The 19,657-nt window shown below is 30.2% G+C and carries 20 protein-coding genes and 2 tRNA genes; 13 read left to right on the plus strand and 9 right to left on the minus strand.

Annotated features, from left to right (window positions below):
- Positions 1-26: 26 nt before the first annotated feature.
- From BWR22_RS09765 to tgt, 3 genes are read right to left on the minus strand one after another with little or no spacing between them, the layout of a single operon-like run.
- Positions 27-941 carry a DMT family transporter gene (locus BWR22_RS09765; protein ID WP_076733492.1) on the minus strand — a complete coding sequence of 305 codons (915 nt, stop codon included), beginning with the start codon at positions 939-941 and terminating at the stop codon, positions 27-29.
- Positions 928-2,001, minus strand: a complete 1,074-nt coding sequence (locus BWR22_RS09770; protein WP_076733493.1) for an LptF/LptG family permease — start codon at positions 1,999-2,001, stop codon at positions 928-930. The genes BWR22_RS09765 and BWR22_RS09770 overlap by 14 nt, the downstream gene beginning before the upstream one ends.
- Before the next feature lie 38 nt (positions 2,002-2,039).
- The gene (tgt, locus tag BWR22_RS09775) at positions 2,040-3,170 is read right to left on the minus strand and encodes a tRNA guanosine(34) transglycosylase Tgt (RefSeq protein WP_076733494.1); all 1,131 of its coding nucleotides are present in this window, start codon (positions 3,168-3,170) and stop codon (positions 2,040-2,042) included.
- 308 nt (positions 3,171-3,478) lie between these two features.
- On the opposite strand from tgt, the gene BWR22_RS09780 reads away from it, so the two are divergent.
- The 3 genes from BWR22_RS09780 to BWR22_RS09790 all read left to right on the plus strand — a co-directional run bounded on the left by BWR22_RS09780 (position 3,479) and on the right by BWR22_RS09790 (position 6,088).
- Entirely contained in the window at positions 3,479-4,324 is an 846-nt protein-coding gene (locus tag BWR22_RS09780; protein WP_076733495.1) for a transketolase, read from the plus strand.
- A gap of 22 nt (positions 4,325-4,346) precedes the next feature.
- The gene (locus tag BWR22_RS09785; RefSeq protein ID WP_076734408.1) at positions 4,347-5,300 is read left to right on the plus strand and encodes a transketolase family protein; all 954 of its coding nucleotides are present in this window, start codon (positions 4,347-4,349) and stop codon (positions 5,298-5,300) included.
- Between the two features lie 149 nt (positions 5,301-5,449).
- Positions 5,450-6,088, plus strand: coding sequence for an outer membrane beta-barrel protein (locus BWR22_RS09790; RefSeq protein WP_083678277.1), 639 nt, complete (start codon positions 5,450-5,452; stop codon positions 6,086-6,088).
- Between the two features lie 71 nt (positions 6,089-6,159).
- Here BWR22_RS09790 and BWR22_RS09795 read toward each other — a convergent pair whose 3' ends face one another.
- Positions 6,160-7,272, minus strand: coding sequence for an FKBP-type peptidyl-prolyl cis-trans isomerase (locus BWR22_RS09795; protein ID WP_076733496.1), 1,113 nt, complete (start codon positions 7,270-7,272; stop codon positions 6,160-6,162).
- 79 nt (positions 7,273-7,351) lie between these two features.
- Here BWR22_RS09795 and BWR22_RS09800 point away from each other — a divergent pair, with 79 nt between their 5' ends.
- Together BWR22_RS09800 and BWR22_RS09805 are read left to right on the plus strand one after the other, a co-directional pair.
- Positions 7,352-7,729 (plus strand): RNA-binding S4 domain-containing protein, encoded by a 378-nt coding sequence (locus BWR22_RS09800; protein ID WP_076733497.1) that lies wholly within the window; start codon positions 7,352-7,354, stop codon positions 7,727-7,729.
- Positions 7,730-7,754: 25 nt separating this feature from the next.
- Positions 7,755-8,258 carry a phosphoribosyltransferase family protein gene (locus BWR22_RS09805; RefSeq protein WP_076733498.1) on the plus strand — a complete coding sequence of 168 codons (504 nt, stop codon included), beginning with the start codon at positions 7,755-7,757 and terminating at the stop codon, positions 8,256-8,258.
- On the opposite strand, the gene BWR22_RS09810 is transcribed toward BWR22_RS09805, so the two are convergent.
- On the minus strand, positions 8,250-8,768 hold the full coding sequence (locus tag BWR22_RS09810; RefSeq protein WP_076733499.1) for a shikimate kinase: 519 nt from the start codon (positions 8,766-8,768) through the stop codon (positions 8,250-8,252). The two genes, BWR22_RS09805 and BWR22_RS09810, sit on opposite strands and share 9 nt — an antisense overlap.
- Positions 8,769-8,891: 123 nt before the next feature.
- On the opposite strand from BWR22_RS09810, the gene BWR22_RS09815 reads away from it, so the two are divergent.
- From BWR22_RS09815 to BWR22_RS09845, 7 genes are all read left to right on the plus strand, one after another.
- Positions 8,892-8,964, plus strand: a tRNA-Lys gene (locus tag BWR22_RS09815).
- 52 nt (positions 8,965-9,016) lie between these two features.
- Positions 9,017-9,101, plus strand: a tRNA-Leu gene (locus tag BWR22_RS09820).
- 103 nt (positions 9,102-9,204) lie between these two features.
- Positions 9,205-10,125: a MerR family transcriptional regulator gene (locus BWR22_RS09825; protein WP_076733500.1), complete on the plus strand. Its 921-nt coding sequence runs from the start codon at positions 9,205-9,207 to the stop codon at positions 10,123-10,125.
- 1 nt (position 10,126) lies between these two features.
- Positions 10,127-11,590, plus strand: a complete 1,464-nt coding sequence (locus BWR22_RS09830; RefSeq protein WP_076733501.1) for a phytoene desaturase family protein — start codon at positions 10,127-10,129, stop codon at positions 11,588-11,590.
- Positions 11,591-11,593: 3 nt separating this feature from the next.
- Entirely contained in the window at positions 11,594-12,433 is an 840-nt protein-coding gene (locus BWR22_RS09835; RefSeq protein WP_076733502.1) for a phytoene/squalene synthase family protein, read from the plus strand.
- Positions 12,433-12,882, plus strand: a complete 450-nt coding sequence (locus BWR22_RS09840) for a sterol desaturase family protein (protein WP_076733503.1) — start codon at positions 12,433-12,435, stop codon at positions 12,880-12,882. The genes BWR22_RS09835 and BWR22_RS09840 overlap by 1 nt, the downstream gene beginning before the upstream one ends.
- A 10-nt stretch (positions 12,883-12,892) precedes the next feature.
- Positions 12,893-14,038, plus strand: a complete 1,146-nt coding sequence (locus tag BWR22_RS09845) for a lycopene cyclase family protein (protein ID WP_076733504.1) — start codon at positions 12,893-12,895, stop codon at positions 14,036-14,038.
- Between the two features lie 4 nt (positions 14,039-14,042).
- On the opposite strand, the gene BWR22_RS09850 is transcribed toward BWR22_RS09845, so the two are convergent.
- From BWR22_RS09850 to BWR22_RS09860, 3 genes are all read right to left on the minus strand, one after another.
- Positions 14,043-14,606: a TlpA family protein disulfide reductase gene (locus BWR22_RS09850; RefSeq protein ID WP_076733505.1), complete on the minus strand. Its 564-nt coding sequence runs from the start codon at positions 14,604-14,606 to the stop codon at positions 14,043-14,045.
- A gap of 132 nt (positions 14,607-14,738) precedes the next feature.
- On the minus strand, positions 14,739-15,617 hold the full coding sequence (locus tag BWR22_RS09855) for an anti-sigma factor (RefSeq protein WP_076733506.1): 879 nt from the start codon (positions 15,615-15,617) through the stop codon (positions 14,739-14,741).
- An 81-nt stretch (positions 15,618-15,698) separates the two neighbouring features.
- A complete protein-coding gene (locus tag BWR22_RS09860; protein ID WP_076733507.1) occupies positions 15,699-16,370 on the minus strand; it encodes a Crp/Fnr family transcriptional regulator in 672 nt (223 codons plus the stop codon).
- A gap of 215 nt (positions 16,371-16,585) precedes the next feature.
- Here BWR22_RS09860 and BWR22_RS09865 point away from each other — a divergent pair, with 215 nt between their 5' ends.
- Positions 16,586-17,248, plus strand: coding sequence for a C1q-like domain-containing protein (locus BWR22_RS09865; protein WP_076733508.1), 663 nt, complete (start codon positions 16,586-16,588; stop codon positions 17,246-17,248).
- Between the two features lie 74 nt (positions 17,249-17,322).
- Here the strand turns inward: BWR22_RS09865 and BWR22_RS09870 are convergent, their stop codons facing one another.
- Positions 17,323-19,590 carry an aconitate hydratase gene (locus tag BWR22_RS09870; protein WP_076733509.1) on the minus strand — a complete coding sequence of 756 codons (2,268 nt, stop codon included), beginning with the start codon at positions 19,588-19,590 and terminating at the stop codon, positions 17,323-17,325.
- Positions 19,591-19,657: the final 67 nt, after the last annotated feature.

Genomic DNA, 19,657 nt, shown 5'->3' on the forward strand with positions numbered 1-19,657 from the left:
AAAAATTTCTAAGTTAGTTTACAAAACTACACAAATTTTTGGTTTTGCGTATTCTTATTTTTAAAGGCTTTTATGTTTTTTATTATTCCGTTTAATAAAACAGTGGTTAAAATAATGATTGCTCCATAATAAAATGAAGACGACATTATTTCTGTTTCGGGAAATATAATAAGTGCTAAAACAACACCATATATAGGTTCTAAATTGTACGTAAGCACCACTGTATATGGGCTAATTTGCTTCATTACATATACAGAAGCTATAAATGCATAAGCTGTACAAATAGAGGCTAAAATTAGTAAATAAATAATATCTTGAGTGCTTAATGCAAAGTATTGTGATGAAAAACCTTGTCCAAATATTATTATAAAAATTGAAATAAAAACAACTCCAGCAATAAACTCGTAAAACGAAATTTTTGTTGCGGGATCTTTTTCAAGAAATTTTCCATTTAAAACTGCAAATAATGAAGAAAAAAATGCTGATAAAACACCTAATATAATACCAGAAATATGCTTCATTTCAGTTTTTAAAATAATTAAAATTCCCAAAATAACTATTATTCCAAAAACAATTTCGTACCAAATAATTTTTCGTTTATATATAATTGGTTCTATAAACGAAGCAAAAAACGCTCCTGTAGAAAACATAGCTAATGCTATTGAAACGTTAGACACATCTATTGCTGCAAAAAAAGTTATCCAGTGCAATGCTATAATAACTCCTGCTATAGAAAATTTAGCTAGAGTTTGTTTATTTATAGATATATCTATTTTAGCAATTTTAATGTATAGAAACATGATTATTGCTGCTATAACCATACGGTACCAAACTAAAGAAACTGCTTCTAGACTTATTAGTTTTCCTAAAATGGCTGTAAATCCAGCAATAAAAACCAAAAAATGAAGATGCAAATAATTTTTTACCTTATCGTTTAGCATTATATAAAAGTATTATTGCTAAAACACCAAAAATGGCATTAGGAAACCAAACTGCTATTAAAGGCGAAAAATCTGATTGTGCTGCCATAGTACCAAATACTTTGTCAAAAAACACAAATATCATTGCTATAGTAATACCAAAAGCTAGATTTACACCCATGCCTCCTCTACGTTTTATTGAGGATACTGCAACAGCAATTATTGTTAATATAAATACAGATACTGGTAAGCTCCATTTTCTATATAACTCTAATTTATATCTTCCAATATTAGATGACCCTCTTTTTTCTTCTCTAGAGATAAATCGTTTTAAAGCAACATAATTTAAAGTTTCTGCAATATACTCGTCTGGGACTAAATCTTCTAAATCGAACCCAAAAACAGTATCTTTTTTCCTTTCGGTTTCAAGTATATCTTCTCTATTATTTACTGTTCTTTTAAAATAATTACGTAATCTATATATAGAATCTTCTTCTATATATCTAATACTATTAGCACTTATTTTATAGGCTAATTTATCGTTTTCAAAATGTTCTAAAGTAAAGTTTAAAGCTTGGTTTCTATTAGCGTCAAAGCTACTAACATAAATAATTTCATTATCATTAATTTGCTTAAACAGCTTCTGGCTTTGAGAATTTTTTTTACTTTTTAAATACTTATATTGAAAGTCGTTAAATCCTTTACTTGCGTTTGGAGCAAGGTATAAACCTAAAGCTATAGAAATTAATCCAACAATAGTTGCTCCTATTAAATAAGGTCTTAAAAATCTTGAAAATGATACTCCAGAACTTAAAAAAGCAACAATTTCTGTATTATTTGCCAGTTTAGAAGTAAACCATATTACAGAAAGAAATAAAAATAATGGAAACAGTAAGTGAGCAAAATATATAGTAAAGTCTAATAAATACACCATTACTTCACCAAAAGGTGCCTCGCGTTCTAAAATCTTACCTATTTTTTCTGCTAAGTGTACCGTTATACCAATAGGGATAAACAGTAAAATCATCATTAAAAAAGTAAGCAAATAACGCTTTAATATGTACCAATCAAGTATTTTCATCCTCTCTTAAACCCTCTAAACAGAGAGCTATAATATTGTTATAGTCTTTTATCCATTTGTTTAACCATCATATCTTTCCAGGTTCTAAAATCTCCTGCTAAAATATGCTTTCTAGCTTCACGAACCAACCACATGTAAAAACCTAAATTATGTATTGTAGCAATTTGGGCTGCTAATCTTTCGTTTACACTAAATAAATGCCTAACGTAAGCTTTAGAGTAATCTGTATCTACCCATGTAATGCCCATATCGTCTAAAGGAGAAAAATCATCTTTCCACTTTAAATTTTTAATATTTATAGAACCGTGTGCTGTAAATAACATACCATTTCTAGCATTACGTGTTGGCATAACACAATCAAACATATCTACGCCTAAAGCTATGTTTTCTAATATATTAATAGGTGTACCAACACCCATTAAATAACGTGGCTTATCTTCTGGAAGTATATCTGTAACAACTTCTGTCATTGCATACATTTCTTCTGCTGGTTCCCCTACAGATAATCCTCCAATAGCGTTACCTACTGCTCCTGCATTTGCTATATATTCTGCAGATTGCTTACGTAAATCTTTATAAGTACTACCTTGAACTATAGGAAAAAATGCTTGAGAATAATCGTATTTAAATGGCACTTTTTCAAGATGATTAATACAACGGTCTAACCATCTATGTGTCATTTTCATAGAACGTTTAGCATAATTATAATCGCAAGGATAAGGTGTACACTCATCGAAAGCCATAATAATATCTGCACCTATAGAACGTTGAATTTCCATAACATTTTCTGGAGTAAATGTATGGTAACTACCATCTATATGTGATTTAAATTTAACACCTTCTTCTTTTATTTTTCGTCTTGACGATAACGAATATACTTGATAACCACCAGAATCTGTTAAAATGTTTCTATCCCAGTTCATAAACTTATGTAAGCCTCCGGCTTTTTCTAAAGTTTCTATTTGTGGTCTTAAATATAAATGATAAGTGTTTCCTAGAATAATATCTGGGTTAATATCGTTTTTAAGTTCTCTTTGGTGTACTCCTTTTACAGATGCTACGGTACCAACAGGCATAAAAATTGGTGTTTCTATAACACCATGATCTGTTGTTATTACTCCTGCTCTGGCACTACTTTGTGCATCTTTTGCTTTTAAATCGAATGTCATTATTACTTATAAATTCAGTTGGTAAAGATAAATAACAAAATTACAATGCTTCTTAAACATTTAATAAAATTAAAAAAATTAGTTATTACACCTAAAATATTAGCTGCGTTAGGGATAGCAGTGTAAAGCCCACAGCCCGCGTAGGAGGTGCGAGGACTTGTAACGTATAGCCCGACCCTTCTGGTAACGCAAAAAAAATAAAATTGTTAGCAAATTATACTAATTCGTTAATAAGTGCCTTTAATCAATCTTTGTTTTACTTCTTTAAAAAAGTTACTTTTGATGCTTTATAAATCAAGCTAAAAATAATGGCAAACACACAACTACTAGAAGACATTACAACCCAAGTTCGTAGAGATATTTTACGAATGGTTCACAAAGTAAATTCAGGGCATCCTGGTGGATCTTTAGGCTGCGCAGAATTTTTTGTTGCGCTTTACAACGAGATTATGGACAGAAACGATGGTTTTGATATGGATGGCATAGGTGAAGACTTATTTTTCCTATCGAACGGTCATATTTCTCCTGTTTATTACAGTGTTTTAGCCAGAGCTGGATATTTTCCAGTAGATGAGTTAAATACTTTTAGATTAATTAACTCTCGTTTACAAGGTCACCCAACAACTCATGAAGGTTTACCTGGAATACGTATTGCATCTGGATCTTTAGGGCAAGGCATGAGTGTTGCTCTTGGTGCTGCACAAGCAAAAAAATTAAATGGTGATAATCACTTAATTTACAGTTTACATGGTGATGGCGAATTGCAAGAAGGACAAAACTGGGAAGCTATAATGTATGCAGCTGGAAATAATGTAGACAACATTATTTCTACAATAGATTTAAACGGGCAACAAATTGATGGTTCTACAGATACTGTTTTACCATTAGGAAGTGTAAAAGGTAAGTTTGAAGCTTTTGGCTGGACTGTTGTAGAAATTGAAGAAGGAAATAATATAGAAGCTATTTTAAAAGGAATGGCTGAAGCTAAAGCTTTAACAGGTAAAGGAAAACCTGTTTGTGTATTATTAAAAACAGTTATGGGTAACGGTGTAGATTTTATGATGCATACTCATGCATGGCATGGTAAAGCTCCTAATGACGAACAATTAGCCGAAGGCTTATTACAAAACCCAGAAACTTTAGGTGACTATTAATCCTTCAAAACAAGAGACAAAAATGAAAACTTACGAAAATCAAGGAAATAAAGATACACGCTCAGGATTTGGAGCAGGATTAACAGAATTAGGACGTACAAACCCAAATGTTGTTGCACTTTGTGCAGATTTAATTGGGTCCTTAAAAATGGACCAATTTATAGAAGAAAATCCAGAACGTTTTTTTCAAATAGGAATTGCTGAAGCTAATATGATGGGTGTTGCTGCTGGTTTAACTATTGGTGGTAAAATTCCTTTTACTGGAACATTTGCAAACTTTTCTACAGGTCGTGTATACGATCAAATTAGACAAAGTATTGCTTATTCTAATAAAAATGTAAAAATTTGTGCATCGCACGCTGGTTTAACTTTAGGTGAAGATGGTGCAACACACCAAATACTTGAAGATATTGGTTTAATGAAAATGTTACCTGGCATGACTGTTATTAATCCTTGCGATTATAACCAAACAAAAGCTGCTACTATGGCTATTGCAGAACATGAAGGACCTGTTTACTTACGTTTTGGTAGACCAAAAGTTGCAAACTTTACTCCAGAAAATCAAAAATTTGAAATAGGAAAAGCTTTACACCTACAAGACGGAACAGATGTAACTATTGCTGCCACTGGACATTTAGTTTGGGAAGCGCTTGAAGCTGCTAAAACTTTAAACGAAAAAGGAATTTCTGCCGAAGTTATAAATATACACACTATTAAACCTTTAGATGCTAAAGCAATTATAGACTCTGTTAGTAAAACAAAATGTATTGTTACTGCAGAAGAGCACAACCACTTAGGTGGACTTGGAGAGAGTATTGCTAGAGTTTTATCTCAACATAAACCAACTCCTCAAGAATTTGTAGCTACAAACGATACTTTTGGTGAGTCTGGAACACCAGCTCAATTAATGGAAAAATACGGTTTAAATGCTAATGCTATTGTTAAAGCGTGTGAAAACGTTATAAAAAGAAAATAAAATTCTTACAAAAGAATGTTTTAAAGCTGAAAAATGAAATTGTTTTTCAGCTTTTTTTATATCTTAATATTTCATTTTTATAAGTTTAAGGAAATATATTAGTAGAGTTTTCGTTTTAAATATTCATTCACATTAAAAAACAAACAATTATGAGACATTTAAAAAAAAATCAAAATCACTTCAACAAAAAAAGTGGTTTTAGCAAACCAATAGGTTTTTCCTTATTTTTTATTATCATTTTTACTTTAACTGCAGTAGCACAAAATGGAACTGGATTTGGAGTTAAAGCAGGTTTAAACTACAATGCCAATGGTGATTACTTTAATTCTATTAGTAATACTTCAGACGATCCTACAGCAACAATAGGATATCATATTGGTGTTTTTGGTAAAATTGGAGACAAATTATATATAAAACCAGAAATAATGTATACTAAAACCACTAGCGAATATATTGTTGGTGATTTTAATTTAAAACGTATCGATGCTCCTGTTTTAGTAGGTATAGAAGTTTTAGGTCCTGTTAGTGTTTTTGCAGGTCCTGCTTTTCAATATATATTAAATTCTGATTTTGAAAACGCAAGAATTAGCAATTTAGAAAACGATTTTACTGTGGGTCTTAATTTTGGAATTGGATTAAATTTTGATTCCTTTGGAATAGATTTACGTTATGAGCGTGGCTTCTCGGACAACGAGGCTAATATAATTTTAAATAACTCTACTGTAAGTGTAGATAGATTAGACACCAGACAAAATCAATTAATATTAAGTCTTTCTGTAAAACTATAATACTTCTATTTAAGAAATAAAAAAAGCCCAATTTGAATTTCAAATTGGGCTTTTTAATATATATTATGTAATTACTCTTCTTCTAAATTTGTAGTTACAGAACTGTCTAAATAATTAGGTATACCATCATTATTATCATCTGGAATTATAAGTGTGTGTAAGGTAAATGTACCGTCTAACTCACCTTCGATATAAATAAAAAATTCATCATCTGCCGCATTTGCATCAAAATAAGCTTTTGCTTCTGCTTTACTCATAAATTGATCTGTACCATCATTATCATATTCTAATTTTATTACTTCATTTACAGTTAATACACCATCTCCATCATCATCGTTATCTATAAAATTAACTAATAAATCTCCATCTGTATCATCATCAGCTTCTGTAAAATCTCCATCTGGGTGCTCTAAATGAGAAGGTATTCCATCTAAATCCCAATCTGTATTACTTCTAGAAATAACTTTTAAATTAAAAAATAAAGGTGAATACTGAGGTATTGTTGATGTAGATGGTGAAGCAAAATATCCTAAACCAGAAGGCATAAATATTACTCCAATACCATGGTTTATGTAAGTTATCGTTCCATCTGTGTTTTCTGTAAAATTCGTTGAAGTTTTAAATTCAACTATACCTTCTTTAAATCCTGTAACAACTCCTGCTGCATCTCCTACTGGTGTTAAATTAAATGGCTGACCAGCTTCAATACCTATTTGACTATCGAAAACTGTTCCGTCTGGTATTGTTCCTTTATATGCCATTGCAGCTGCATCTAAAGGACTAATACTATCTCCTTCACCTTCTCTTACTTTTAAAATATATAAATTATAATCTATATCGTCTTGCTCTACAACCTTAATATCTAATCTTGGGTAAATACCATCTGCTTGATTTAAATAATCTATAATTGGAGTTTTATCTTGTGTACCATTATCTGCAGAAATAGTATCTAATACTACAGTAAAATCGTTATTTGCAGGATTTGTATTATCTGTAAAATCAAAATCTTCGTAGTTAAAATAATGCGTTTCTAAATACGTTTGAATTTCAATTAAGTTCTCTTCATAAACCTCTTGACTATCTCTTAATTCAACAATGACAAATTCTTCTGTATCATCATCGTTACAAGAAAAAGTAACAAGTAATAGAGATAAAATTGGGAATAAAAATTTTCTTAATTTCATTTTTGCTTATTTTTGGGTGCAAGATAAACTATATAATAATTTTGTACAATATCATTAACGTAGAATTAAGTAAAATTATATGCGAATAGACAAGTATTTGTGGTGTGTAAGATATTTTAAGACCCGAAACATTGCAACAACAGCATGTAAAAAAGGCCATATAAAGGTTAACAATCAAGTTGTTAAACCAAGTAGAGAGGTATATCCTACTGATAAAATAGAATTACGAAAAAACCAAATTAACTACACACTTACAGTTTTAGATATTCCACCAAATCGTGTTGGAGCTAAACTAGTTGATATTTACAGAGTCGATACAACACCAAAATCTGCTTTTGAATCTCAAGAATTACTTAAATTTGCTAAAGATTATTATAGAAAAAAAGGTACTGGAAGACCAACAAAAAAAGATAGGCGAGATATAGATAATGTTTACAGAGAAAATGAAGAAGAATAGCCACTTTATTAATAAAGTATAAATTATGACTAGTTTAAAAAATTGTATCCTTTCTCACGACGAGATAACACATAAAATAAGAAGAATAGCTTATCAAATTTATGAAGCTAATAGTAATGAAACTGAAGTTATTTTAGCAGGAATAGATACTAATGGGTATATTTTGGCAAAAAAAATAAAGGTAGTTTTAAATAAAATTTCACCTCTAAATACAATATTATGTAAGGTAATTATTGACAAAAAAAATCCTTTACAAACTATAACAACCTCTATTAAAAAGGAAGATTATGAAAATAAGTCTATTATACTTATTGATGATGTTCTAAATTCTGGCACAACATTAATTTATGGTGTTAAACACTTTTTAGATGTGCCTTTAAAGAAATTTAAAACGGCTGTGCTTGTTAATAGAAATCACAAAAAATATCCTGTAAAAGCAGATTTTAAAGGTATCTCTCTATCAACATCTTTAAATGAGCATGTAGAAGTTATATTAAAAGGAGATAAATTTGAAGTAAATTTAAAATAAACGAAGTAGAATATTTTCCACAATACCATCTACATCTCCATTTGCATCAATTTTAAATTCGGCTTTATTATAGAAAGGAACTCTTTCAAATAAGTGTTTACCTATAAACTCTGTTAAAAGAGCATCTGTTTTAATATGAGCTATTAAAGGTCTTTTAGATGTTTCGTTATTTAACCTATTAACTAATACAGGAATAGTTACATTTAAATATACAGTTTTTAAACTTTTATCCTCTATTAAAGTATCCATTGTATTATAATAACAAGGTGTTCCTCCTCCAAGAGCTATAATTGTATTAGACGATTGTTTTAAAAGTGCGTCTAAATATTCCTTCTCTTTTTTTCTAAAATATAATTCGCCAGAGTCTTCAAAAATTTCTCTTACAGTTTTATTTTCTCCATTTTCTATAACATTATCCAAATCTTTAAAGTCATAAGATAGTATTTTTCCTAATTCTTTTCCAATTTTTGACTTTCCAGAAGCCATATATCCAATTAATACAATATTCATTTAAGGGCTTATTATTTGATTATTAAACATGTACAAAACATCTTCACAAAAAAACAAAAAAAAATTAAAAATACGCTTGTATTACTAATAAAAGGTTCTATATTTGCACCCGGAAACGCAAATGACCTGGTAGCTCAGTTGGTAGAGCATCTCCCTTTTAAGGAGAGGGTCCTGGGTTCGAGCCCCAGCCCGGTCACTAAAAAAAAGTTAAGCTTTGCTTAACTTTTTTTTTATCCCATATTTTAAATGCGCACGTGGCGGAATTGGTAGACGCGCTGGCTTGAGGGGCCAGTGATTACTGAAATCGTGGAAGTTCGAATCTTCTCGTGCGCACTTAACTATTTCTCTAAAACATTTTACTTTTCTTAGTTTTATTATAAAAAACTCTGTTAAAAATAGTTGTTAAATTATTTTGTTTAACTATTTTAGCAATACTATGAACAATATTAAAACAAAGTTTAGTATTAAAGATCTTGAAAACCTATCGGGTATCAAGGCACATACTATAAGAATTTGGGAAAAACGCTACTCTCTTTTTCAACCTAATAGAACAGATACTAATATTAGAAACTATAGTTTAAAAAGTTTACAGAAAATTTTAAACATTAGTTATTTAAATAGGAATGGGTATAAAATTTCTAAAATTGCCAAACTAAGCGAGAAAGAGATACCTTTACTTGTTAATGAAATATCTAAAAACAAAAATCAAAACAACTCTATTTTAAATGCTTTTAAAATGGCTATGTTTAGTTTTGATAAATCTCTCTTCTATTCTACTTATAGCGATTTAGAAAAGCAATATTCGTTTAAAGATATTTTTTACTTATTTATAGTTCCCTTTTTAGACGACATTGGTCTTTTATGGCAAACTGATACCATAACTCCTGCTCATGAGCATTTTATTGTGGAGTTAATTAAACAGAAAATATTAGTAATTACTGAGAATGAAATTGATATAGAGAAAAATAAAAATTCAAATCAAACCTATGTTTTATTTTTACCTGAAAACGAAATTCATGAATTAGGATTATTATTTATAAATTATGAATTAACAAGAGTTGGCGCTCAATCTATATATTTAGGTCAAAGTGTACCAATTGAAAGTTTAGAGTACCTAACAGATTTTTATAATGATATTACATTTATTTCAAATTTTACAGTAAAACCAGATACAGAAAACATAAATAACTATTTAGAAACTTTAAGTAACAAAGTATTAACAGGAACTAATAATAATTTATTAATTTCTGGAAGACAAATTGATACCTTGGATACAAGTGAACTAAATGAAAAAATATTACTTTTTAAATCCACCAAAGCTATTTTAGAAACTTTAACTCCAAACAAAAACTATTAATATGAAAAAAAGTATAGCTATAATTGGTTCTGGTTTTTCTGCCTTATCTGCTTCTTGTTATTTAGCAAAAGAAGGTTACAAAGTAACCATTTTTGAAAAAAACAGTTCTATTGGTGGTCGCGCTAGACAATTAAAAAAAGATGGCTTTACTTTTGATATAGGTCCTACATGGTATTGGATGCCTGATGTTTTTGAACGCTTTTTTAATGATTTTAATAAAAAACCTTCAGATTACTATGAGCTAGAAAAACTAAATCCTGCTTATAGTGTTTATTTTGACAAGGATGACTACATCACTATTGAAGATACTTTAGAAAAAATTTATTTAGCTTTTGAAAAAGAAGAACCAGGTAGTTCAAAAAAATTAAAAAAGTTTATTGATAATGCTCAAAATAATTATGAAGTAGCAATTAAAGATTTAGTTTATAGACCAGGCGTATCTCCTTTAGAATTGGTAACACCTGTAACAATAAAAAAAATACATCAGTTTTTAAGTACAATTAAACGTGATGTAAGAAAAGAGTTTAAAAATAATAGATTAGCTCAAATTCTTGAATTTCCTGTTTTATTTCTTGGAGCAAAACCAAGTAATACTCCTTCTTTTTATAGTTTTATGAATTATGCCGATTTTGGTATTGGAACATTTCATCCTAAAAAAGGTATGTACCAAGTAGTGCTTGCTATGGAAAAATTAGCAAAATCTCTTGGTGTAGATATTAAAACTGAAAACCCAATAGATAAAATAATCGTAGATAAAGGTAAAGCAACTGGTATTATTTCAAAAGGCAAAACATACAATGCAGATATTGTTTTAAGTGGAGCAGATTATCACCACAGCGAAACTTTATTAAGTAAAGAAAACAGACAATATTCTGAAAAATATTGGAGTAAAAAAACTTTTGCTCCTTCATCATTATTATTTTATGTTGGTTTTAATAAGAAATTAAAAAATGTAAATCACCATACTTTATTTTTCGACGTAGATTTTGAAGCGCATGCACAAGATATTTACGATACTCCCAAATGGCCTGAAAATCCATTATTTTATGCTAGTTTCCCTAGTATTACTGATGAAAATTCTGCTCCAGACGGCAAAGAGGCCGGAATATTTTTAATACCCTTAGCTCCTGGAATTGAAGATACAGAAGCTTTAAGAACACTATACTTTAATAAAATTATCGATAGGTTTGAAGATTTAACTTCTCAAGAAGTTAAAGACTCCATAATTTTTAAAGAATCGTTTTGTGTAAACGATTTTATTAAAGATTATAACTCGTATAAAGGTAATGCCTATGGCATGGCAAATACATTAATGCAAACAGCTTTTTTAAGACCTAACTTAAAAAGTAATAAAGTAGAAAATTTGTACTTTACTGGACAGTTAACTGTACCTGGACCAGGAGTACCTCCAGCTCTTATTTCTGGAAAACTAGTAGCAGATTTAATTAAAAAACACCAAGTTTAACTTATGAAAGCATTATTCGATTCGGTATCTAATAAGTGTAGTAAGGTTGTAACACAATCTTACAGCACGTCGTTTTCCATGGCAACTAAAATGTTAGCAAACACTATAAGACAAGATATTTATAATATTTATGGTTTTGTTAGGTTTGCTGATGAAATTGTAGATTCTTTTCATGATTACGACAAACAAAGTTTATTTGAGAAATTTGAAGCAGACTTAGAGCATGCTTTAACAGATAAAATTAGTTTAAACCCAATTTTAAATGCATTTCAACATACATATCACAAATACGGCTTAGATATGGAAATGGTGAATGCTTTTATGAAAAGTATGCGTTTAGATCTAACGAAAACTACTTATTTAACAGAAATAGAATATAAAAATTACATTTATGGTTCAGCCGATGTTGTGGGTTTAATGTGCTTAAAGGTTTTTGTTAAAGGAGATAATAAAAAATACGAAGACTTAAAAGATGCTGCAATGTCATTAGGTTCAGCTTTTCAAAAAGTAAATTTTTTAAGAGATTTAAAAGCAGATTTTGATGTATTAGAACGCACCTATTTTCCTAATACAGATTTAAACAATTTAGATGAAAGCGCTAAGCAACTTATAATTGAAGATATTGAGCATGATTTTGCAAAAGGATTAGAAGGCATTAAGCTTCTACCTATAGAAGCAAAATTTGGTGTTTTTATGGCTTACCGTTATTATAGCCAATTATTAAAAAAATTAAAAAAAACACCTGCTTTAGATATTAAAAATACTCGTGTTAGAGTTCCTAATTATAAAAAAGTAGAGCTTTTAACTAGGAGTTACGTAAAATATCAACTAAATTTATTGTAATGCAAACACTATACTGGATACTTATATTTTTAGCCGTTTTTTGCGCTATGGAATTTATGGCTTGGTTTACACATAAATACGTAATGCATGGCTTTTTGTGGTCTTTACACAAAGACCATCACCACAAAGATCACGATAGCTGGTTCGAGCGTAATGATGCTTTTTTTATTTTTTATGCCATTGTAAGTATGACTTGCTTTTACTTTTGGAGTTACGAAAACGTTTGGTGGTGTTTACCTATTGGCTTAGGTATTATGGCCTATGGCGTTGCATATTTTGTAGTACACGACATTTTTATTCATCAACGTTTTAAAATACTTAGAAATGCCAACAATTGGTACGCCAAAGGAGTGAGACGTGCTCACAAAATGCACCATAAACATTTAGGTAAAGATCATGGAGAATGTTTTGGAATGCTTATTGTCCCATTTAAATATTTTAAGCGATAAGCTCTATTAAATGAATAATAGCGAGTTTTTCGATTATATTATTGTTGGCAATGGCCTTGCTGGTTTACAATTAGCCTTAAGTTTTGCTGAACAACCTTTTTTTAAAAACAAACAAATAGCTTTAATAGACAAATCTATCAAAAACAAAAACGACAAAACTTGGAGTTTTTGGGAAAAAGGAAAAGGAAAATGGGATAATATTGTTGAAAAATCTTGGCAGGAAGCTTTGTTCTATTCTTCAAGAAAACAAATTACCTTAAACCTTAATCCTTATACCTACAAAACCATACAAGCTTTAGATTTTTATACCGAAGCTAAACGCGTCCTTTCTAAAAAACCTAATATTCATTTTATTATAGACGAAGTTATAAAAGTTGAAAATTCTACCAAACCTACTGTAACAACGATAACCAACACCTACTCTGCTCATCATGTTTTTGATAGTAGAATTCCTAAAGACTATTTTTCAGAAGAAAATAATTACACTAAAGTTATTCAGCATTTTAAGGGCTGGACAATTAAAACCGAAACACCCGAATTTAATCCTGAACAATTTACAATGATGGATTATAGACTAAAAGATGGTGAGCAAACAACATTTACCTATGTACTACCTTTTTCTAAAACCGAAGCTCTTGTAGAATTTACTTATTTCACTCCTAATATTGTAGAAGAAGAAACTTACGATAAATACATAAAAGAATATATTAAAAGTGTTTTAAAAATTGAAAATTATAATATAGTTGAAATTGAAAGCGGTAAAATTCCTATGACGAATTTTCCTTTCGAAAATTATTCAACTAAAAATATAACAAAAATTGGTACTGCTGGAGGTTGGGTAAAAGGATCTACCGGTTATTCTTTTAAAAATACAGAAAAAAAAGTTTCTACAATTATCAAGAATTTAAAAGCCAATAAAAATCCTTCAGATAACTTATTTAAAAAGAAATTTAAGTTTTACGACAAAGTATTCTTGAAGGTTTTAAAAGATGAAAACCATAAAGGCGAATGGATTTTCGAGCAATTTTACACTAAAAACTCCATAGAAAGTATGTTTCGTTTTTTAGATGAAGACTCTTCGTTTTTAGAAGAATTTAAAATTATGAAATCCTTATTCTCTTTTGCTTTTATAAAGGCTTTTTTTAAAACACTTTAATTATTTAATCCTTTAATAGCTTATCTATGGTATTTCTTACCATTTGGCTATTCCAATTAGCAGCGCCAGACTCGTCTATAATAATATTTCCCTCTTTATCTATAAGAAATGTTCTTGGTATACTTTTTACATTAAACGTTTGAGGAATTTGAGTTTGTGGTATAAACGTATTAAAATTATAATTTTTCTTTTCTAAAAATGATTTAATAGTTGCTTGTTTTTCATTTGAAACTAAAACAAATTCAATTTTATCTTTATAATCATTATACAATTTTTGAATCGAAGGCATTTCGGCAATACACGGAGGACACCAAGTTGCCCACATATTTACAAATACCACTTTACCTTTTACTTGGTTTAAATCTACACTATTGCCTTCTAAATCTTTCAATTTCCAATTATAGCTACTTATTTTTGCTACTGCATCTTCTTTTTCAAGGCTTGGATTAATTTTAGCAATCATTGTATGTAAAGCAATTTGAATTTGCTGTCTTGTTTGTGGAATAATTAATAATGCAATTAATATTAAGAAAAAGATATTTTTTATTGAAATGTTTCTTTTTATCATAATTATATTTAAATAATGAAGCGTTAACCACTCGATTAACGCTTCAAATCTAATAAAAACAAACTATACTATAATGTCTAATAAACTGAATTTACAAAGACTATAAATAGTATTCTGTAGTTTTATTTATACTTATCTTGTTACAGACCCTTCTAATATTGTTACTGGACCATCACCCATAGTTATTGTAGAGTGTTCCATTGCATCACTTGGTATCATGTGAGCTAATGGTTTTAAAGTAAATGGTGCTGGATCATTATCTGGACTAGGTTCGACAGATACCACAATAGTTTGTCCTTTTAAATCTGTAGGAAATGTTAAACCTGCTGGTGCATTTTGCAAGTAATCTTCTCCTGGATAACCTGGTCCATTTCCAGAATCTCCTTTAAATGGAGATGTTGCTGCATTATCGTCTGCCATAGATGCATCTGTAAATGTACCTGTACTTATTGGTGTTCCATCAATTACAGCCCATCCTTCGTATTTCCAACCTTCAGATAGTTCTGGTAAAATTAAACCTGTTGTTGCTGCTCCAGATGAATTGTCTAAAAACCAAACACCACTTGACTCGTTTGTATCATCCATATCTGTTGGTGTTGCTAATATAAAAGCACCTTCAACTTGAGAAAAATCTGCTACTAAATTAGAATTAACTACTGCAGATGCTCCCGAAAAATCTCCTGCTAATATTTTTGTTGCTGCTGGTGCTGGATCTGGATCAATAGCAGGTTCTACAGAAAGCACAAAAGTTGTAGCTGCATTTAATTGTAATGTGTTAACTTGAAATGTTTGCGGAAAATTTACAGAACTAAATGTTCCTGTTGATACAGGATTCCCATCTACTATTATCCAACCTTCGTAAACAAAATCATTTCCTAATGCTTCTAAACCGTTTAGATTTAAAGTTAAAGGTGAAGTTTCTGGTACAATAACAGTTGCATCATCATCGTTACTACAAGAGGTGGCAAATATTCCTAATGCCAAAACTCCTAAAATCGTTTTTTTAATCATAGTTTTTGTTTTTTTGTTTGTATTTATTTATACAGGTAAAATTAAAACAAGAACTTATAATTAAATGTTAGCTAGCTAACACTAAACGAGTTTATTATAAATTTTTATTTCTTTTCTATTAAAATCTATAATATTTTCTTCTTTTAACTCATTTAATAATATGTTTAATGTTGGCCTAGAAGTACCTATTAAAGAAGCTATATCTTTTTGTGTGTATGGATGAGTTATAATATTATGGCCTGTTTCTGGACAGTTATAACCATATTCTTCGCAAAGTTCGTTTAAAAACTCTAGTAACCTCGTTTTAGTATCCTTAAACATTAATAGTTGGAGTCGTCTTTCGAGCTTTCTAAGTTTATACCCAATAAACTTATAGACTTTAAAGCTAAAAGTTTGATTATCTCTCATAAGCTCGTACATAGTATTTACTCCTATTGGACATATAGAAGTTGAGTTATCTATAGATTGAGCAAATTCGTCGCGTACAGATTCTCCTAATATTGCTTTTTCGCCAAAAAGTTGACCTTTAGATAAAATTGCCTTTACAATTTCATCTCCTTCCTCGTTATAATATCCAATTTTCACTTTACCTTTTTCTATTAAATAAACTTTATTTGCTGAGTCTTGGGCAAAATAGATGTAGTCCTTTTTTTTATAACCATCAAAATCGTGATTCTTCTTATAAGCTTTAAATTTATGAGGACATAAAACTTTAAAAAGATTGGAATCTTCAAAAAACCAAATTGTATTCATCTTATATAAGTATTTAATTAAAGTCGAAAAAAAAAAGACAACCTTACATCCTATAATTTGTAATAATTTCTTACAAAAAAGACGTAAATCTTAAATTTTATTGCATTTCATCGAATAAAACAATCTTTTCGTAGATAAATTTAAAATTTAAAATAAATTTACAACGCTATATACCAATTTGTTGATGGTTTTGTTTAATAAAAAAAAATAATGCTATGAACTTAAAAATTTTATTAATTTCTCTAATTAGTTTTTCTGCTTTTTCTCAAGTAGGAATAGGAACTACTAACCCAACTGCGAGTTTGGATGTTAATGGAGATTTAAGAATTAGAACTATTACCCATGAAACTATAGAATCTGTAATTAAAGATTCAATTTTAGTAATTTCGAATGACGGAATTATAAAAAGAGTTGAATCGCAACAGGTAATAAATAGTGTTATAAAAACTGCGGTTAAAGCAAAATTTTCCTCTACTGCTTTAGTAAACCTTAGCTTAGTTTCTAACGAAGCATTAATTCCTTTTGATGATGAAGATTTTGATTTAAATGATGAATTTGATACTACAACCCATCAATTTACAGCAAAACAAGCTGGTATCTACAATATACATGCGCAAATAAAAGCAAATTCAGCTATTGCAATTGCTACTAATTTTGGCATTTCTATTTATAAAAATAATGTTTTAGAAGCTACAAATAGTTTTGCTAATATTGGCGTTTTAGGAATTAATGTTACTCCTCCTGTTAGAACTGCAAATACTTTATTAAGTTTAAATGTTGGTGATGTAATTACTTTTAAAATTAATAGCGATTTAATAAACCTCAGTTTACTTGGAGACTCTGCTAATTCTTATTTTACAATACATCAAGTACGATAACAACTATAATATAAAAAAAGAAAAACGCTTAGAATTAAATTTCTAAGCGTTTTCTTTTTATAAAAAATTAACTATTAAGCGTTTTGCTTTTTAATTAAGTTTAATGCAGAACCTTCATTATACCAATCTATTTGCGCTTGGTTATATGTATGATTTAACATAATTGTATCTTTACTTCCATCTGCATGAACCACTTCTAAAGTTAATTGCTTATCTGGAGAGAAAGAGGCAATATCAACAAAGTTAAATGTATCGTCTTCTTGAATTAAATCGTAATCGTTTTCATTAGCGAATGTTAAACCTAACATTCCTTGCTTTTTAAGGTTTGTTTCATGTATACGTGCAAAAGATTTTACTATTACAGCTGCCACACCTAAATGCCTTGGCTCCATAGCTGCATGTTCTCTTGAAGAACCTTCACCATAGTTATGATCACCTACTACAACCGATTTAATTCCTGCTGCTTTGTAAGCTCTTGCTGTGTCTGGTACACCTGCAAATTCTCCTGTCAATTGGTTTTTAACAAAGTTAGTTTTCTTACCAAAAGCATTAACAGCTCCAATTAAACAGTTGTTAGAAATATTATCTAAATGCCCACGGAAACGTAACCAAGGTCCAGCCATAGAAATATGATCTGTTGTACATTTACCAAATGCTTTAATTAAAAGTTTAGCACCTTTAATTTCATTTCCAATTGGCTCAAAAGGTGTTAATAATTGTAATCGTTCTGATGTTGGACTAACTACAACTTCTACTCCACTTCCATCTTCTACTGGAGCTAAATATCCATTATCTTTAACTTCAAAACCTTTTGGTGGTAGCTCCCAACCTCTAGGTTCATCGAACATTACTTCTTGGCCATCTTCGTTAATTAACTTATCTGTCATTGGATTAAAATCTAGACGACCAGCAATTGCAATAGCTGCTGTTAATTCTGGAGAGGCTACAAACGCGTGAGTATTTGGGTTTCCATCTGCTCGTTTTGCGAAGTTTCTATTAAAAGAATGCACAATACTATTTTTTGGTGCATTTTTAGGATCGCTATATCTAGCCCACTGACCAATACATGGTCCACAAGCGTTAGTAAATATTTTAGCATCTAGTTTTTCAAATATGCCTAAAATACCGTCACGATCTGCAGTATATCTTACTTTTTCAGAACCTGGATTAATACCTAATTCTGCTTTCATTTTTAAACCTTTATCTAATGCTTGCTGCGCAATTGAAGAAGCACGAGATAAATCTTCGTAAGATGAGTTTGTACAAGAACCTATTAATCCCCATTCTACTTGAATTGGCCAATCGTTAGCTTTAGCTTTTTCAGTCATATCGTTACCTACAGAGGTAGATAAATCTGGAGTGAAAGGTCCATTTAATAATGGATTTAACTCAGATAAGTTTATTTCTATAACTTGATCGAAATATTGTTCTGGATTAGCATAAACCTCTGCATCTGCAGTTAAATATTCTTTTACTTTATTTGCAGCATCTGCAACATCTTCTCTATCTGTAGCACGTAAATAACGCTCCATAGACTCATCGTACCCGAAAGTTGAAGTTGTTGCTCCAATTTCTGCACCCATGTTACAAATTGTACCTTTACCTGTACAAGACATTGCTGTTGCTCCAGGCCCAAAATATTCTACAATAGCTCCAGTTCCACCTTTTACGGTAAGAATTTCGGCTACTTTTAAAATTACATCTTTAGGCGCCGTCCATCCAGAAAGTTCTCCTGTTAATTTTACACCAATAAGTTTAGGAAATTTAAGTTCCCAAGCCATACCAGCCATAACATCTACTGCATCTGCTCCACCAACACCAATAGCAACCATTCCTAATCCACCAGCGTTTACTGTGTGAGAATCTGTACCTATCATCATTCCTCCTGGAAAAGCATAATTTTCTAAAACAACTTGGTGAATGATTCCTGCTCCTGGTTTCCAGAAACCTATACCGTATTTATTTGAAACAGATTCTAAAAAATTAAATACTTCGCTACTTACATCGTTAGCGTGTTTTAAATCTGTTGCTGCTCCTTCTTTTGCTTGAATTAAGTGATCGCAGTGTACAGTTGTTGGTACTGCCACTTTATCTTTACCAGCTTGCATAAATTGCAATAATGCCATTTGTGCTGTAGCATCTTGACAAGCAATACGATCTGGAGCAAAATCCACATAATCTTTACCTCTGGTAAAAGCTTTAGTTGCTTTACCATCCCAAAGGTGATTGTATAAAATTTTCTCTGAAAGTGTTAATGGCTTACCAACGACTTCACGAGCTGCATCAACACGTTCTGCCATTTGACTGTAAACCTTCTTAATCATATCGATATCGAATGCCATATTATTTTTTTTTGTTTAAGTTTTATTGTTGTAATATACAAAATACAGATTGAGTTTAAAAATCTGA

Origin of the sequence: Lacinutrix venerupis (genome assembly GCF_001971745.1) — a bacterium.
GTDB classification, from domain to species: Bacteria; Bacteroidota; Bacteroidia; order Flavobacteriales; family Flavobacteriaceae; genus Lacinutrix; species Lacinutrix venerupis.

What these genes read in the sequence shown, in the direction of transcription:
- BWR22_RS09765 (WP_076733492.1), bottom strand. Translation starts at nt 941, where the DNA reads ATGCTAAACGATAAGGTAAAAAATTATTTGCATCTTCATTTTTTGGTT.
- BWR22_RS09770 (WP_076733493.1), bottom strand. Translation starts at nt 2,001, where the DNA reads ATGAAAATACTTGATTGGTACATATTAAAGCGTTATTTGCTTACTTTT.
- tgt (WP_076733494.1), bottom strand. Translation starts at nt 3,170, where the DNA reads ATGACATTCGATTTAAAAGCAAAAGATGCACAAAGTAGTGCCAGAGCA.
- BWR22_RS09780 (WP_076733495.1), top strand. Translation starts at nt 3,479, where the DNA reads ATGGCAAACACACAACTACTAGAAGACATTACAACCCAAGTTCGTAGA.
- BWR22_RS09785 (WP_076734408.1), top strand. Translation starts at nt 4,347, where the DNA reads ATGAAAACTTACGAAAATCAAGGAAATAAAGATACACGCTCAGGATTT.
- BWR22_RS09790 (WP_083678277.1), top strand. Translation starts at nt 5,450, where the DNA reads ATGAGACATTTAAAAAAAAATCAAAATCACTTCAACAAAAAAAGTGGT.
- BWR22_RS09795 (WP_076733496.1), bottom strand. Translation starts at nt 7,272, where the DNA reads ATGAAATTAAGAAAATTTTTATTCCCAATTTTATCTCTATTACTTGTT.
- BWR22_RS09800 (WP_076733497.1), top strand. Translation starts at nt 7,352, where the DNA reads ATGCGAATAGACAAGTATTTGTGGTGTGTAAGATATTTTAAGACCCGA.
- BWR22_RS09805 (WP_076733498.1), top strand. Translation starts at nt 7,755, where the DNA reads ATGACTAGTTTAAAAAATTGTATCCTTTCTCACGACGAGATAACACAT.
- BWR22_RS09810 (WP_076733499.1), bottom strand. Translation starts at nt 8,768, where the DNA reads ATGAATATTGTATTAATTGGATATATGGCTTCTGGAAAGTCAAAAATT.
- BWR22_RS09825 (WP_076733500.1), top strand. Translation starts at nt 9,205, where the DNA reads ATGAACAATATTAAAACAAAGTTTAGTATTAAAGATCTTGAAAACCTA.
- BWR22_RS09830 (WP_076733501.1), top strand. Translation starts at nt 10,127, where the DNA reads ATGAAAAAAAGTATAGCTATAATTGGTTCTGGTTTTTCTGCCTTATCT.
- BWR22_RS09835 (WP_076733502.1), top strand. Translation starts at nt 11,594, where the DNA reads ATGAAAGCATTATTCGATTCGGTATCTAATAAGTGTAGTAAGGTTGTA.
- BWR22_RS09840 (WP_076733503.1), top strand. Translation starts at nt 12,433, where the DNA reads ATGCAAACACTATACTGGATACTTATATTTTTAGCCGTTTTTTGCGCT.
- BWR22_RS09845 (WP_076733504.1), top strand. Translation starts at nt 12,893, where the DNA reads ATGAATAATAGCGAGTTTTTCGATTATATTATTGTTGGCAATGGCCTT.
- BWR22_RS09850 (WP_076733505.1), bottom strand. Translation starts at nt 14,606, where the DNA reads ATGATAAAAAGAAACATTTCAATAAAAAATATCTTTTTCTTAATATTA.
- BWR22_RS09855 (WP_076733506.1), bottom strand. Translation starts at nt 15,617, where the DNA reads ATGATTAAAAAAACGATTTTAGGAGTTTTGGCATTAGGAATATTTGCC.
- BWR22_RS09860 (WP_076733507.1), bottom strand. Translation starts at nt 16,370, where the DNA reads ATGAATACAATTTGGTTTTTTGAAGATTCCAATCTTTTTAAAGTTTTA.
- BWR22_RS09865 (WP_076733508.1), top strand. Translation starts at nt 16,586, where the DNA reads ATGAACTTAAAAATTTTATTAATTTCTCTAATTAGTTTTTCTGCTTTT.
- BWR22_RS09870 (WP_076733509.1), bottom strand. Translation starts at nt 19,590, where the DNA reads ATGGCATTCGATATCGATATGATTAAGAAGGTTTACAGTCAAATGGCA.